The 16,049-nt window shown below is 64.2% G+C and carries 12 protein-coding genes; 5 read left to right on the forward strand and 7 right to left on the reverse strand.

Annotated elements, in window-relative coordinates:
- Nucleotides 1–217 precede the first annotated feature (217 nt).
- A complete protein-coding gene (locus B1526_RS03970) occupies nucleotides 218–1,258 on the reverse strand; it encodes a PfkB family carbohydrate kinase (RefSeq protein WP_095614801.1) in 1,041 nt (346 codons plus the stop codon).
- 310 nt (nucleotides 1,259–1,568) lie between these two features.
- Between B1526_RS03970 and rpmB the strand changes: the two genes are divergently transcribed.
- The 3 genes from rpmB (at nucleotide 1,569) to rsmD (ending at nucleotide 5,441) form a co-directional block, all read left to right on the forward strand.
- Entirely contained in the window at nucleotides 1,569–1,766 is a 198-nt protein-coding gene (rpmB, locus tag B1526_RS03975) for a 50S ribosomal protein L28 (RefSeq protein WP_095614853.1), read from the forward strand.
- Nucleotides 1,767–2,070: 304 nt separating this feature from the next.
- Entirely contained in the window at nucleotides 2,071–4,518 is a 2,448-nt protein-coding gene (locus tag B1526_RS03980) for an ATP-dependent DNA helicase RecG (protein ID WP_162287931.1), read from the forward strand.
- 311 nt (nucleotides 4,519–4,829) lie between these two features.
- Nucleotides 4,830–5,441, forward strand: a complete 612-nt coding sequence (gene rsmD / locus B1526_RS03985; RefSeq protein ID WP_095614803.1) for a 16S rRNA (guanine(966)-N(2))-methyltransferase RsmD — start codon at nucleotides 4,830–4,832, stop codon at nucleotides 5,439–5,441.
- A 65-nt stretch (nucleotides 5,442–5,506) separates the two neighbouring features.
- On the opposite strand, the gene trmD is transcribed toward rsmD, so the two are convergent.
- From trmD to rpsP, 4 genes are all read right to left on the reverse strand, one after another.
- Nucleotides 5,507–6,385, reverse strand: coding sequence for a tRNA (guanosine(37)-N1)-methyltransferase TrmD (gene trmD, locus B1526_RS03990; RefSeq protein ID WP_095614804.1), 879 nt, complete (start codon nucleotides 6,383–6,385; stop codon nucleotides 5,507–5,509).
- 116 nt (nucleotides 6,386–6,501) lie between these two features.
- Entirely contained in the window at nucleotides 6,502–7,029 is a 528-nt protein-coding gene (rimM, locus tag B1526_RS03995) for a ribosome maturation factor RimM (RefSeq protein WP_095614805.1), read from the reverse strand.
- A 17-nt stretch (nucleotides 7,030–7,046) separates the two neighbouring features.
- A complete protein-coding gene (locus tag B1526_RS04000) occupies nucleotides 7,047–7,280 on the reverse strand; it encodes an RNA-binding protein (protein ID WP_026644714.1) in 234 nt (77 codons plus the stop codon).
- Between the two features lie 2 nt (nucleotides 7,281–7,282).
- Nucleotides 7,283–7,762 carry a 30S ribosomal protein S16 gene (rpsP, locus tag B1526_RS04005; RefSeq protein ID WP_095614806.1) on the reverse strand — a complete coding sequence of 160 codons (480 nt, stop codon included), beginning with the start codon at nucleotides 7,760–7,762 and terminating at the stop codon, nucleotides 7,283–7,285.
- Nucleotides 7,763–8,038: 276 nt separating this feature from the next.
- On the opposite strand from rpsP, the gene B1526_RS04010 reads away from it, so the two are divergent.
- Nucleotides 8,039–11,440 carry a glycoside hydrolase family 2 TIM barrel-domain containing protein gene (locus tag B1526_RS04010; protein ID WP_095614807.1) on the forward strand — a complete coding sequence of 1,134 codons (3,402 nt, stop codon included), beginning with the start codon at nucleotides 8,039–8,041 and terminating at the stop codon, nucleotides 11,438–11,440.
- 13 nt (nucleotides 11,441–11,453) lie between these two features.
- Here the strand turns inward: B1526_RS04010 and B1526_RS04015 are convergent, their stop codons facing one another.
- Entirely contained in the window at nucleotides 11,454–12,914 is a 1,461-nt protein-coding gene (locus tag B1526_RS04015; RefSeq protein WP_095614808.1) for an endonuclease/exonuclease/phosphatase family protein, read from the reverse strand.
- Nucleotides 12,915–13,054: 140 nt separating this feature from the next.
- Nucleotides 13,055–14,692, reverse strand: coding sequence for a signal recognition particle protein (gene ffh / locus B1526_RS04020; protein WP_095614809.1), 1,638 nt, complete (start codon nucleotides 14,690–14,692; stop codon nucleotides 13,055–13,057).
- Between the two features lie 137 nt (nucleotides 14,693–14,829).
- On the opposite strand from ffh, the gene B1526_RS04025 reads away from it, so the two are divergent.
- Nucleotides 14,830–15,756, forward strand: a complete 927-nt coding sequence (locus tag B1526_RS04025) for a cation transporter (protein ID WP_327078347.1) — start codon at nucleotides 14,830–14,832, stop codon at nucleotides 15,754–15,756.
- The last annotated feature ends 293 nt before the right edge of the window (nucleotides 15,757–16,049 follow it).

A 16,049-nucleotide genomic window follows, 5' to 3' on the forward strand; every position in this document is an offset into this window, starting at 1 on the left:
TTGGGCGCCTCCCACCGTACCGTGATGCGGCAAATTCCGCACCACGGTACGGTGGGAGGCGCCCAAGCGTACCGCACTGCGGAACTTGTGCATATATGCGATAAAGGGAGGCCGGGACCGTTAGGTCCCGGCCTTTCTGCATGGGTGTACTCACGGTAAGTCTTGTCGGGCGCACGGCGACGGCCGTACAGGCCGCATCCGCCGCGCACCACCATCATCAATCGGCGAGCTTCTCCTTGATGAACGCGGTCGCCTCGTCATACCCCGGACATACCGGGACACCATTGACGTTGTGCGCGATCGCGAGCGCCGCGGCCGCATTCGCGATCTGCACACTCGCCTCAAGATCCCACCCCTCGGCGAGGAGCGCACACAGCGCACCCGTATGCACCGGTCCGGCGGAACGAATGTGCGTCGCCTTCGTCGGGAATCCATCGATATGCATGACACCTTCGCCATGCTGACGTATCCACGCGCCGCGCGAACCCGCACGCAGCACAACAGGCGCGCGCAGCACATCACTCAGCGACGTGCACAACGCGAGCATCGATTCGTCGAATCCACCCGACACGCGCATCGTCGGCGTCTCATCGATGTCGATCGCGAGACAATCGGCGAGCGAACGCGCCTGCTGGCGGTTCATCGACCATATCGGGCGCGCGAGGATGAGCGTTTCGAGCAGCTGAGTGTTCACGAGACGCAACGCGCTCGTCGGATTGAGCACGATGCGGAACGTACGTGCGTCAGGTTGGCATTCGGCGCGTGTGAGGAACTTCTGGACGGCGACGGCACCATCGTTCATCAACGCGTTGCTGCTGATATGGACGACGTCGCCCTTCTGCGGATGGATGTCCTTGTACGCGTCGGCGTCACCGCGCGACTCGGCGCCATGGTGCGCGACATATGCCTTGTGTTCGCCATCGGAGAGGATGATGCGCAGACCATTGTCCTGGTTCGGCAACGTGCGCCCTGTATGCGCGATATGCGCGCGGCGGAGCGCGCTTGCGATGCAGTCGGCCCACGGTCCCGTGCCGAGCATGCTCGCAAGTTCGGTGTGCGCGCCCATGCGCGTCGCCGCGTCGAGCACTTGGAAACTGCCTCCTACGCACCGTGTCACGTTGCTCGCTTCGATGAAACGGCCCGCCTCGGGCATCTGTGGGACGTGCATGAGCATATCGACCCACGTCTGCCCAAGAGAGAACACGGTGGGCTCATGGTCACGCTGTGCGCGGATCTTGTTGACGATGTCACTGAGCATCGTTGCTTCCTTTCCCTGCGTGGAACCCTTCCCAAGGACTCCAGCTCCATTATCTCTTCCAGTACCCTGCGGCGGCCCCCAATGAAGACGCTCTGGTACTGATTGTAGACGTCGGTGCGGCGAATCGTGGACGGACACACGGGAATCGGGAGTGTAGCGGGTGTGGATGTCGTGTGTATGTGGGGGAAGGGTGGCATTGTCCGGCAGCAGGTTGTATCATTGGGAAGTTGTGTGTGGAAGCGTGCGCGTTTTGAACGTGCGCTGCTGCGCGCAGACTTGCAAGTCAACAGTAATTTATAGGGAGTCCATTATGGCAGCTCGTTGTGCAGTGTGTGGCAAGGGCCCGCGTACCGGTTATACCGTGTCGCACTCGCATATTCGTAACAAGCGCCGCTTCCTGCCGAACCTCCAGCCGGTTCGCACCACCGTGGACGGCCAGAACGTCCGCCTTCGCGTGTGCGCGAAATGCCTCAAGGCAGGCAAGGTTCAGCGTGTGAGCGCCAACTGATATGCGAATCTGAATGCATTGCGCCATGCGGAACGCATGGTGAAGCCCCGCCGGGTGAGCGTTGCTCGTCCGGCGGGGCTTTTTGCCATGCGCGGGCGGGTGTGAGGGTGCGTGCGCGGGTGTGCGGGTGCGTGGAGTGTCCGGATGTGCAGACCCCACCTACCAATCGGGACGGAAACAGGCGCGTTTGCGGGTGGGTTGGCAGGTGGGGGCTGCGGAGTGGGACGCGGAGCACACCCGCACACCGCCTGCGCACGCCCGCGTTTCGCGTTCGCGCGCGGGGCACGTCCGCGCGCGTGAGACAATGGGGAGGATGAGCACCGTGACCTTGGAATCGACGCTGGCAACGTTGTTGGCGAACAAGCGACGCGTGAGCGCGCTCAAAGCGCTCGGCGTCGTGACGGTCATCGATGCGCTCACGTACTATCCGTTCCGCGTGACCGATCCGGTGCCGGTGCGCGCGCTCGGCGATGTGCGCTTCGGCGAGAAGATGGCGTGCGCCGTCACGATACGCGGCGTGCGCGTGTCGCCGATGAGCGCGCGTGGGTCGTACCGTCTCGAAGTGCTCGTCGATGATGCCGACTCCGCACGCGAACATGGCCTTCGTCCCGCCGCCGCGAACCTCGTCTTTTTCTCGCACCGCAAATCGTACGTCGATTGGATGGCGTCGCGCCTGTACACGGGATTGCGCGTCGTCATCGCCGGCGAACCAAGTGTGTTCAACGACCGTCTGCAGTTCACACACCCGGAGATCCTGACGATCGCGCCGCAGGAGCCGGTGCCCGCTCCCGCGCAGCTCGCGTTCGACGACGCGGGCGCGCGCGACGCGACGCGCACCGCGTCACCCGCCCGCGCCACGACGCCGGCGCGCACGCTCAAATACGACGTCGACACGCCCGCGCAAGGCCTTGCGCGCGTATGCCGCCCACGCCCCGTCTACCATGCGAACTCGCGCATTTCGAGCGAGCACATCCATGAGACGATCCTGCAGCTGTTGCGCATGCTCGCAGGGGAGGAGGCCACCACCGCGTCCGCGAACGCCGGCGCCGGCGACGAGGCCGCCACGCGTTCGCTGTGGGATTCTGGCGATCATGTGCGCGAGGCGCTCGCGTCGGCGATTCCCAACATCCTTCCGGAAGCCGTGCGCGAGGCACGCGCGTTGATGCACCGCGCGCATGCGTTCTGCGCGATCCACGATCCTGACACGGTCGCCGATTTCCGTTCCGCGATCACGACGATGCGCTACGAGGAGGCCTTCGTGTGCCAATGCGCGCTGCTGATGGCGCGCGACGCCGCGAGCGCGAGCGCGGCGTTCGCGTGCGACGACACCGCATTGCGCGACGATTACATCGCGGCGTTGCCGTTTCCGCTCACCGCTGGGCAGCGCGACGTCATCGACGCGATCGGTGAGGACATGCGCGCGCACCATCCGATGCAACGTCTGCTGCAGGGTGAAGTCGGTTCCGGTAAGACGGTCGTCGCCGTCGCCGCGATGCTGCAGGCGGTCGGTTCAGGGCACCAGGCCGTGCTTGTCGCGCCGACACAGGTCCTCGCCGAGCAGCACCATGCATCAATCAAGCGGTCCGTCGGCGCGCTCGGTGACGATGTGCCGGTGCTGCTGCTGACCGGTGGCATGCGCCTCGCGGCGCGCCGCCGTGTGCTCGCGAAGGCGGCGAGCGGCGAACCGTGCATCGTCATCGCGACGCACGCCGCGTTTTCGAAGTCGTTCCAGGCGCCGAACCTCGCGCTCGCCGTCATCGACGAACAGCACCGTTTTGGCGTCGAGCAGCGTGAGACGTTGCGCGGCAAGTCGGAACGCGACCCCCATCTGCTCGTCATGACGGCGACGCCGATTCCGCGCACCGCCGCGATGACGTGGTTCGGCGACCTCGACATCTCATGGCTCACCGAGTTGCCGGGAGGGCGCCGCCCAATCCGCACGTTCGTCGTGCCCGAGGATGACGGCAAACTGATGTCGGACATGTTCTGGCATGTGCGCGCGCGCATCGACGCGGGCGAACGCGCGTACATCGTCTGTCCGCGCATCGACGTACCCGAGGATGGCGGCGCGCGCGGCGGTGACGTCGACGACGATATGCAGATCGTCGACCTCGGTGACGACGAGGGGCAGCCGCGGCCGCCGCTGCATGCGGTCATGGAGATACGCGAACGGTTGCGCTCGCTGCCGCAGTTCCGCGGTGTCGATATCTGCACGCTCACGGGGCGCGACGATGACGGGACGAAGCAGCGTGTCATGGACGAGTTCACGAGTGGGAGGGCGCCCGTCATGGTCGCGACGACGGTCATCGAGGTCGGCGTCGATGTGCCGCTCGCGAGTTGCATCGTCATTTTCGACGCCGACCGCTATGGGCTTTCGCAGCTGCACCAGTTGCGTGGACGTGTCGGCCGTGGCGGCACCGACGCGTGGGCGTTCCTTGTCTCGCGCGCCGAGGCCGGTTCGGTCGCCGAGGAACGCCTCAACGTCATCAAGGATTCGCTTGACGGCACCGAGATCGCGCAGAAGGACCTTGAATTGCGCGGCGCGGGCGATGTGCTCGGGGACGCGCAGTCGGGCGGCAAATCGAGCCTCAAACTGCTGCGCGTCGTCAAGGACGCGACGATGATCGCCGACGCGCGCGAACGCGCGGCGGCGCTCCTCGCCGATGATCCGCAACTTGCGCGGCACGTGCAGCTCGCGGGCGCCGTACTCGATTTCACACGCGGCAACGAACGGTTCCTGACGAGCAACTGACGGCTGATGGCCACGACACGCCGAAGGACATGAAAATCTGGGACGAATCCGCTCAATACTACGCACAAAAGATGTGCTTTTCCTCACATGTTGCCTAGGTGTTCCGTTGCAATGACGCTGCGAATATGAAAAACCGCACTGCAAACGATACATATGCGCTTGATTTGACGCACGACAATTCGGCTTTGAGCGTGTATGCTGGGGCGTCAAGACCTTGGGAACCGACGGTGAAGTAGGGATTGCACGTGTCCGGTTCCCCGGACCGGCGGATTCTAATGGTTGTTGCGCGGGGTGGGGGTACGCTCGGACGTATGCATGTCATTACCGGTCGATTCAAAGGGACGCCGCTCACGACGCCGCTTTCGGTGACGCGTCCGACGACGGACCGCACGAAGGAGGCGCTCTTCTCACGTCTTGAGGCGCGCGGCCTGCTTGAGGACGCGCGTGTGCTCGACCTCTTCGGTGGTACGGGCGCGCTCGGCATCGAGGCGCTGAGCCGCGGTGCGCGCGACCTCGTCGTCGTCGAAGTGAACGCGCAGGCCGCGAAGCTCATCGCGGCGACGCTCACGTCGCTCAAACGGCATTCGGGATGGCAGACGGGCATGTCCGCGCATGTCGTGCGCGCGAAGGCGGAGCGGTACGCGGCGAAAGCGTCCGTCGATACCCCGTTCGACGTCGTCCTCATCGACCCACCGTACGTGTTCGCGACGGACGATTGCGAACGGTTGCTCGACGACCTCGTCACCCGTGGATTGGTCGGGGAGGACGGCGTGATCGTCCTCGAACGTTCGAAACGAACGAAGGCCCCCACCGCGCCGCGTGGATGGTATGAGGACGACCACCGCGACTACGGCGAGACGACCGTGTACACATACCGTTCCGATGCATACGCGCGCACGGTCGCGCAACAGGACGACGACTGATAGACGCACGCGGTACACGCAACGCGGCACCGCAACATTGCAGTCGCCGCGCGCGCCGCTCCCGCTCAGCCGAGCCTGCGCGGATGCGCCCCTGAGACCTCCCAGCCGAGCGCGATGAGCGTCTTGCGGTCGGCTTTGCTGAGCGTCGCGCAATCGAGGCGCTCGATCAGATCCGGGCGGATCCTGGACGTTTTCTCGAGTGCTTCGTCGCGCCGGAAGCGGTCGACCTTGCCGTGGTCGCCGGATATGAGGACCGGGGGTACGCCGATGCCGCGCCATGTGGCCGGTTTCGTGTACTGGTTGTGTTCGAGGAGCGCGTTCGCGCCCGTGTACGATTCCTCGACGATCGACGCAGCGTTGCCCATGAACCCCGGCAGCAGGCGCGTGATCGCCTCAAGCATGACGGAGACGGCGACCTCGCCGCCGTTGAGCACATAGTCGCCTATCGAATATTCGCGCACGTCGACGCCGCGTTCGCGGTAGTAGACGGGGATGCGCGCATCGTAGCCCTCGTAGCGCCCGCAGCCGAACACGAGGTGCCGCGCGCGTGAGAGTTCGGTCGCGTCCTGCTGCGTGAACACCGGTGCCGATGGGTTCGGGAAGATGAGGACCGGCGCGTCCGCAGTGCCGTTCGCGTCCGCAGTGCCGTTCGCGTCCGCAGTGCCGTTCGCGTCCGCGGTATCCGCATCCGGCGCACTGCCGTCCACGGCGCCGCCGAAGCCGAGCAGCTCGTCGATGCATTCCGCCCACACTTCCGGTTTCATGACCATGCCCGCGCCGCCGCCGACGGGCGTATCGTCGACCGATTGGTGCACATCGTGCGTCCACTGCCGCAGGTTGTGCGTATGGACCGTCACGAGTCCACGGTCGATCGCCTTGCCGAAGAGGCTCAGGTTGAGCACGTCGAAATATTCGGGGAAGACGGAGACGATGTCGATGTCCATACGCGGTTCCTTACATGATCGGTATTCGTGATCGTTGGTATATGCAATCGAACGCCCCGTCCGCGTGGGACGCGTCGGGGCGTTCGATTGGGCTGACCGGTTGCGGCCGCCGCCGTTCAGATGCCGGGGATGAGACCGCCGGGAGGGTCGATCGTCAGATACCCCTCCTCGATGTCGACGTCGGGCACGAGGTCGATGACGAACGGCACGAGCGCCGTCTTCTCATCGCCGACCGGGTGCGCGAGACGGATCTTGAGGAGCCATTGGGCGCCTTCGATCATGTCGACGACGGTGCCGATGACGGTGCCGTCCGCGTCGAGGCGCGCTTCGAGTCCGACGAGGTCCTTCGGATAGAATTCGTCGTCATCGAGTTCCCACGGTTCCCCGTACAGGAACGTGCCGTTGAGCGCCTCGGCGGCGTTGCGGTCATCGGTGCCTTCGAGTTTGAGGTACCAGCGGTTCTTGAACGTGCGTGCACGTTCGATGGTGTAGGTGGTCGCGCCGTCCTTGCTGTAGAGTTCGGCGCCGGGGGCGAACCGTTCCTCCGGTTCGTCCGTGAAGAGCTGCACGCTCACTTCGCCTTTGAGTCCCTGCGCGCGTCCGATACGACAGACCCTCAGCAGCTCGGGCTGTTGAGGGTCCATCTGTGCAGATTCACCGTTCACTTACGCACATCCATGATGTCCACGCGGACCTTGTGGTCCGCCATCGCCTGCACGACGGTGCGGATCGCGTTCGCGGTGCGGCCGTTGCGGCCGATGACGCGTCCGATGTCCTCAGGATTGACGCGTACGCGAATGAGCTCACCACGCGCGTTCTCATGGGACTTGACCGAAACATCGTCAGGGAAATCGACGATGTTCTTAATCAGATGTTCCACGACTTGAGCAAGCATGATCAGACAGCTTCCGGAGCGGATTCTTCGGCGTCGGCGAACTCGACCTTCTCGTCGGCCTTCTGCTCGGCGTCGGCGTCAGCATCGGTCGCGGCCTCGTTGGCCTTGAGCTCGGCCTCGGCCTTCGCGGCCTTGAGCTTCTGCGCCTTCGTGTCGGCTTCCTCGATGAGGGTGGCCGCATCCGGCTTCGCGGCGACGGTCTTGAGCGTGCCTTCGGCGCCCTTGAGGCCCTTGAACTTCTGCCAGTCACCGGTGATCTTGAGCAGGTTGCGCACCTGGTCGGTCGGCTGGGCGCCGACGCCGAGCCAGTACTGCGCGCGCTCGGAATCGATCTCGATCGTCGACGGCTGGGTGTTCGGGTTGTACAGGCCGATCTCCTCGATGGCCTTGCCGTCGCGCTTGTTGCGCGAATCCATGATGACGACGCGGTACACGGCATAGAACTTCTTGCCCATGCGCTTGAGACGAATCTTGGTTGCCAAAATGGCTCTCCTTGTAAACTAGGGTTGCGCACTGCGCGTCGCCGTGTGGGGCACGGTTCCGCCAGGGCGCGTGTTCCTTGACGCCTGCGGGTGAAGAGAGGGTCCCGCATCGCCAAATAACCCAGTCAGGATACAACCACCCATGGTCATTGCGTCGCGCGCGTCATACGCTGCGCCGTGCCGCGTGACGGATGGCGGCCGGATTATAGTGTGACGTGATGCCGCATCGGCGCCGGCCGGTGCGTTCATGGCGCAATCGACCAAAGGAGGCGTGCGATGTTCGTGCCGCGCTATTACGAGGATCTGACGACGCTGCATGTGGGATGCGAGCCGGACCGCGCGTATTTCGTCCCTGCGAGCGCGCCGATCGACACGACGTTCGACCGCCGCACGGATTCCGACCGTTTCCAGTTGCTCAACGGTGATTGGTCGTTCCGCTATTACGAGAGCATCCACGACCTTGACGCCGAGGTGTCCGCCGCGCTTGACGCGTACGATCCGGTCTTCACCGATGTCGCGTTCGACATGGGCGCCGAGTACACGACGGTTCCGGTGCCGTCGGTATGGCAGATGCATGGCTTCGACAGGAACCAGTACACGAACGTACGCTATCCGTTCCCGTTCGATCCGCCGTTCGTGCCGGCTGACGACCCGTGCGCCGTCTACCGCACCGTGTTCGACTATGCGCCCGACGCGCGTGCGCCGCGCGCGTACCTCAATTTCGAAGGCGTCGACAGCTGCTTCTATGTGTGGCTCAATGGCGCGTTCGTCGGCTATTCGCAGGTGTCGCACGCGACGAGCGAATTCGACGTGACCGACGAGCTCGAACCGGGGGAGAACACGCTCGTCGTCCTTGTGCTCAAATGGTGCGATGGCAGCTATCTTGAGGATCAGGACAAGCTGCGCATGAGCGGCATCTTCCGCGACGTCTATCTGCTCACACGCCCTGAGCGTATGATCCGTGACTATTTCGTCCATACCGACATCGATTTCGACGATGATGGCGCTGCGGCGCGCGCGCAGGTGACCGTCGACCTCGACGGCGGTGTGCGCGGACTTCCCGACGACGTGACCGTCGCGGTCCTCGACGCCGACGGTGCGACGGTCGCGGCGGTCGCAGCGGCGGCGGTCGACGTCGATGATGTGGACGGTACCGATGACAGCACATTCCACGCCGACGCACGCGCGGTGTTGATGATCGACGATGTCCATCTGTGGAACCCCGAGGAACCGTACTGCTACCGTCTTGCGATCGTGAGCGACGACGAAGCGGTCACGTCGTTGCTGAGCGTCTGCGAAGTGCGGCGCGCGCTTACGGGCGACGGTGTGCACGAACGCGTCGAACTCAACCGCCGTCCGATCACGATCCACGGCATGAACCGGCACGATGCGGATCCGAAAACCGGATACGCGGTCACACCACAGCAGTTCAGGGACGATCTGCTGTTGATGAAACAGCACAACGTCAACGGCGTGCGCACAAGCCACTACCCGAACGCGCCGCACTACTACGACCTGTTCGAAACGCTCGGGTTCCTCGTCGTCGACGAAGCGGACATCGAAGCGCACGGCGCGAACGACCTCTACCGTGCGCATACGGGCATCCCCGAAACGGACGCGCGCATCGACCAATACGGGTGGAACGCGCCAATCGCCGACAACGAGGACTTCGCGCCCGCGATTCTCGACCGCGTGCGCCGCTGCGTCGAACGCGACAAGAACCACGGATGCGTGCTCTTCTGGTCGCTCGGCAACGAATCCGCATACGGCGTCGGCTTCGAACGCGCGGCGCGGTGGATCCAACGGTACGACACGTCACGCCTCACGCACTACGAAAGCGCACGCTACGTCGAGGCAGACGGCCACGAACGGCATGACTACGATGTCATCGACGTGCACAGCCGCATGTACCCAAGTATTGCGGAAATCGACGCGTATTTCAGCGAGGACGGCCCACAGGGCGACGGCGCGAACGGCGACGACGGCACGATCGCGCATCCGCGCGCGGACGGCGGCCATGTCAAACCGTATCTGATGTGCGAGTTCTGCCACGCGATGGGCAACGGACCCGGCGATTTGGAGGACTACTTCGCCGCGATCGAACGGCACGAAGGACTCGTCGGCGGCTACGTGTGGGAATGGTGCGACCATGCCGTCGACGCGGGCCGCACACCGCAAGGCAGACGCGAATACCTGTACGGCGGCGACTTCGGCGACCGCCCAAACGACGGCAACTTCTGCGTCGACGGCATGGTCGCACCCGACCGCACGCCACACAGCGGACTCGACGAATTCAAGAACGTGTTCCGCCCCGCGCGCGTCACCGGACACACGATCGACGACGACGGCAGCGTCCACGTCACACTGAAGAACCACCTCGACTTCCTCCAACTGCGCGACCGCGCGACACTCATGTGGGAGCTCTATGTGGACGGCGTCATGCACGCGTACCGCCTGTGCGACGACGAGGCGACCGACGCGTCGCTCGCGATCGCACCGGGCGAAACCGGCACCGTCACACTCGACGGGATGCCCGACCTCAGCACGGTCGACGGACGTGTCACGATCGTGCTGCGGTACCTGACGAAGACGGCGATGTGGGACATGGACCCCCTGTTCGAACTCGGATTCGACGAAATCGCAATCGACATACCCGGACGTGACAACACGAACCAATGGGTGCGCCGACAGCATGAGGAAATGCTCGCGGGCGACGAACGCGGATCGGCGATCCATGTGAGCCGCACCGGCACGGCGATCGTCCTCGACGGCGACGGATGGCGGTACGTCCTCGACATGCGCACCGGACTCTTCTCCCAACTGGGCTACCACAACCGCCAACTGCTTGTGCGACCGATGGAGATCGGCATATGGCGCGCGCCAACCGACAACGACATGTACATCAAACACGAATGGCGGCGCGCGATGTACGACTGTGCGACCGCGCGCGCATACGATGTGCACGTGCGCGCCGTCGCCGCGAGCGGCATCGCGCAACCCGAAGACGGCGCGGCGCTCGCGATGGAGGTCGCGCAGGACGACGCGCGCCTGACGACGAACGCCGTCGAACTGCGCGTATCGATCGGTGTCGTCGCGCCCTCGGTGCAGCCGATCGCGCACGTCGACACGATATGGACCGTGCACGCGGACGGTTCGATCGTCTGCACGATGGACGTCGCGCGCGACACCGCGTTCCCGTTCCTGCCGCGCTTCGGCATCCGCATGATGCTGCCCGCCTCGATGAAGAACGTCGTCTACTGCGGATACGGGCCGAACGAAAGCTACATCGACAAGCACCGCGCAAGCTGGCACGGCATGTTCGAAGGCACACCGTCGACGCTCTACGAAGACGAGATCAAGCCGCAGGAGAACGGCAGCCACCACGACTGCGACTGGGCGAGCGTCGGCGGCGACGGCGTCGCGCTCCTCGTGTTGCGCGGTGACGGCACCGGCGATGCGCGCGCATTCGACTTCCAGGCGCTCGCATACACGGCCGAGGAGATGACGCGCGCGACACACGACTTCGAACTGCGCGCGGCGGACGCGACCGTCGTATCGGTCGACTACATGCAGTCGGGCATCGGATCGAACAGTTGCGGACCGCAACTGCTGCCGCAGTACCGTCTCGACGACGCGCGCTTCCGCTTCGTCGTCACGTTGCGGCCCGTCACCGCATAAGTCGTGGGCGTCGTCAGTCGACGTCCGCGTCCCGTCGCGCGCGGATGCGGTCGCGCGCGCGTTCGCGCGCGAGCGGCGGCAATGAATCCGGCCACGTTTCGCCGGCGCCCGCGTTGAGCGGCGTCGGATGGTCGACGATCGTCAACGTCGCGGCGAGCGCGAGATGGTCGGTGGCGTCGACCTTGATCGAACGGACGTCGGACGCGGTCAGATAATCGGTGAACAACACATGGTCGAGCACGATGCGCGGCCAACGGAGCCACGATGGATACGTCGGATGCACACCGCGCGCGTCGGTGAGCGCCGCGTCATGGAAACCGGCGGCGAGGAGCTTGCGGAAGCTCGGATGCGGGATGCTCGCGTTGAGGTCGCCCATGACGACGCAGATCGTCTCGCGGTCGTCGTCGAGTGTCGGTGTGGTTGTCGTGGTGGTTGTGTTCGTGTGGGGTGCGGTCGTGCGCTCGTGATGGGTATCGCGGTCCGCGGTCGCCGAATGCGCGGAAATACCGGCTTGGATGAACGTGTCATGCGCGGCCGCGTCCGCCGACGCCTCGGCCTCGGCGGCGGCGTTCGCGGCGTCGATCGCGGCGAGCGTCGGATACTGTTCGCGCGGCTCGTCCTTCGGATGGCGGATGAGCGCGCGCAAGCCGATGATGCCGGCCGACCAGTCGCGGCAGCCGCGCATCGGCGATTTCGGATGCGCGGACGCGAACGTGATGTTGCGCGTCGACGACAACGGAATCGTCATCGTAGGGACATCGGCGGCGGGAATCGGCACTCCGGTCGGCGTGCTCTCGGACGGTTCGACGCGCATCCAGACACCATTGAACCCACCATTGTCGGTCGTGAGCGGTTCGCCAAGTTCGCGGTACGGCAGCAGTTCGCGCAGACCGGCGGCATCGAGACGGTCGACGATGTCCTCGCTCAATTCCTGGAGCGCGAGGACGGCGACGTCCTCGGCGCGCACGAGGCGCACGATCTGTTCGGCGTCGGCGTGGCCATAGCGGCAGTTGAGCGTGAGGACGCGAAAACGGCCGCGGTCGGCGGATGGCGCGGAAGTCGTGTGCGCCGTGCGTGTGCCGCGCGTGTTCGCGGCGTGTGGGGTGCCTGCGTCTGCGTCGTTCGCGTCCGCGTCGTTCGCGTCCGCGCCGTTTGTGTTGTTCGTCGTGCCCGCGTTGCGTGCGGCGAGATATCGCGCGAGTGCGGCCGCGGTGTTCGGAGCTTTGATGTCGTTGAGCCAATACGCCGACTGCCGCATAAGCGACGCGATGAGCGCGACGACGCTGCAGACCGTGAACGGCCAGTCGCGCATGCATATGCCGATGACGCACAACGCGACGAACGCGATCCACAGGAACGGCGTGAGCGCGATGAGATACGGCAGTGGTTTGTGACCGTCCCAACCTGCAGGCAGCTCCGTGAGCGAGAGCCACGCAAGCAGCACAATCAGGATGACCCACATCGCGATGAGCATAGGAACCTTTCTGTCGCGCAGTAGTACATGTGATGCGACGCGCATCGATATCGCACCCCGACTATCGCACAACGGTACGCGGGCAGGCGCCTCGGCGTACCGTTGTGCGTGGTTTTCCGCACTGCGGAAAACATTGCGGATCAGTTGCCGCCGAGGAGGCCGCCGAGACCACCGCCGAGGTTCGGTGGGATGTCGGCGCCGCCGAGCATGCCCTGCAGTTCGTCGGGGATCTGCGGTGTCTTCGGCTTCTTCGCGAACGCCGAACCGGACGTGTTTGCGTTGCCGGACAGGCGTGCGCGCAACGCCTTCTCTTCGGCTTCGCGCTTCATCGGATTGCCGGACTTCGACGCGCCTTTCTTGCCTTTCTTGCCCTTCTTGTTCTTCTTGCCGCCGCCGGCGCCGCCCATGCCGCCCATTGCGCCGAAACCGGCCTTGTTGCTCATGCGCTTCATCATCTTCGATGCCTGTTCGAAACGCTGCAGCAACGCGTTGACGGCGGACACGGTGACACCCGAACCGTATGCGATGCGCGCGCGTCGCGAACCGTCGATGATCTTCGGATTACGACGTTCTTCAGGGGTCATCGAACGGATGATCGCTTCGGTACGGTCGATTTCACGTTCGTCGAACTGTTCAAGTTCCTTACGATGCTGTGCCATGCCCGGAATCATGCCGAGGAGCGACTTCATCGAACCAAGTTTGCGCACCTGTTGCAGCTGCGCGAGGAAGTCGTCGAGACCGAAGTCGCCTTCCGCCATTTTTTCGGCCGCTTTGCGCGTCTGCTCCTCGTCGAACTCACGTTGTGCCTGTTCGATGAGGGTGAGGATGTCACCCATATCGAGGATGCGCGACGCCATACGGTCCGGGTGGAAGACCTCGAAATCCTTGAGTCCTTCGCCGTTCGACGCGAACAGGATCGGTTTTCCGGTCACCGACGCGACCGACAACGCCGCACCACCGCGCGCGTCGCCGTCGAGTTTCGAAAGGACGACGCCCGTGAAATCGACGCCTTCGTCGAACGCCTGCGCGGTGCGCACCGCGTCCTGGCCGATCATCGCGTCGATGACGAACAGGATCTCGTTCGGCTGCACGGCGTCGCGGATGTCGCGAGCCTGCTTCATCAATGTCTCGTCGACGCCGAGGCGGCCCGCGGTATCGATGATGACGGTGTCGTAGAGCTTCTGGCGCGCGTATTCGATCGAATCGCGCGCGACCTTGACCGGATCGCCATGTGTCTCGCCCGGGGCGGAAACCGCTTCGCCGCCGGCGGACTGCACGCCCTTCTCCGGCGCATACACCGGTACGCCCGCGCGTTCGCCGACCACTTCGAGCTGCGTGACGGCGTTCGGACGCTGCAGATCGGCCGCGACGAGCAGAGGCGTATGGCCGGACTCCTTGAGCCAATAGCCGAGCTTGCCGGCGAGCGTCGTCTTGCCGGCGCCCTGCAGACCCGCGAGCATGATGATCGTCGGCGGGGTCTTCGCGAAATTGAGCGGACGATCGACGCCCTGGCCGAGGATGTCGGTGAGTTCGTCGTTGACGATCTTGACGACCTGCTGCGCCGGGTTGAGTGCTTCGCTCACTTCGGCGCCGAGCGCGCGCTCGCGTACGCGCGCCGTGAACGAACGCACGACGTCAAGCGAGACGTCCGCGTCGAGCAGCGCACGGCGGATCTCGCGGATCGTTCCGTCGATGTCGGCCTCGGAAAGCTTGCCTTTGCTCTTGAGATGCTTGAACGCGTTCGAGAGCCTGTCTGTAAGAGAACTAAATGCTGCCATAATGGCTACGATTCTACCGTGTTGAGGGGAAATCGTGCAGCCTGCGCACCGGAACTCCACAGCCATGCGCGCGTTCACTACACTGGTTGGGGTGTGATAGGCGACGGCGGCCGCGCGCGACGACGATGCGGCGCCATATGGAACAACGAGGAGGCGGCATGCATCAGAAGCACATCGAACAGCAGGCCTTGAAGGTCGGCATCATCGTCAATGTCGTCATGGTGTTCGCAGGGTTCTTCGTGTTCTTCCTCACGGGGCTCAAGGCGATGTTCCTCGACGCGTCGTTCACGGTCATCTCGGTCATCTCGGGCGGTGTCGCCGCGTATCTGTCGAAGAAGACGGTGCGCGTGAGCGAACGGTTCCCGAACGGCATGTTCGCGCTCGAACCGATCTACGCGATCTGCAAATCGATGTTCACGATATGCCTGCTGCTGTTCTCGTTCATCGATGTGCTGCGCGTCGCGATCGACTACTTCGCGTACGGCGAAGGTGAGCGACTGAGTTTCGGTCCCGTCATCATCTACCAGATCGCCGCGGTCGCCGTATGCCTTGTGCTCGTCGCATACTATCGTGCGCGCAACCGCTCGATCGGCGATGCAAGCCTCATGCTCAAAGCGGAAGCGAACGGTACATGGATCGACGGGATGATCTCGCTCGGCATCGGCGTCGTCGCCGTGCTGCTGTACTTCCTCCCCGACGGCACCCCGTTTGATTTCCTGCACTACACAGGCGATTTCTTCATCACGACGATCATTGTGCTGCTGACGATCAAAGAACCGGTCATTGTGCTGCGTGACGCGTTCGTCGAACTCGTCGGCGGCACACACGACGACGAGGAGATCTCCGCATTCGTGACGCGCGAAGTCGAAACACATATGCCCGCGGGCATCGATATGGAGAAGATCCACGTCTTCAAAACCGGTATGAACTTCGATGTCGACATCTTCATCGGCAGCACGAAAGGCACCGTGCAGATCGAGGAACTCGTGCGCGCGCGGCAGGCGATGGAGAAGGCGCTCGAACCGAAGCTGCACATCGTCAACGTCGATTTCGTATTCGAGTGAGTCGTCAGCGGTTGTGGACGGCTGTTGTGGACGGCTGTAGTTGGCGGCGGTGCCGCACTGTGCAGCCGTTTGCGACGTACATATGGCTGTAGTTGGCGGCACTGCCGCTTAGTGCAGCCGTTTGCAACGTACGAATGGACGTAGTTAGCGGCGGTGCCGCAATGTGCAGCCGTCTACAGCGTTCATGTGGCTGTCGTTGGCGGCGGTGCCGCGGTGCGCGGCCGTGTGTGGCGTGTAGGTAGCTGTAGCCGGCGGCGGTGACGCTTAGTGCAGCCGTCTGCAGCGTACATATG

The sequence above is a fragment of the Bifidobacterium criceti genome (assembly GCF_002286935.1).
In the GTDB taxonomy this organism is placed as follows: domain Bacteria; phylum Actinomycetota; class Actinomycetes; order Actinomycetales; family Bifidobacteriaceae; genus Bifidobacterium; species Bifidobacterium criceti.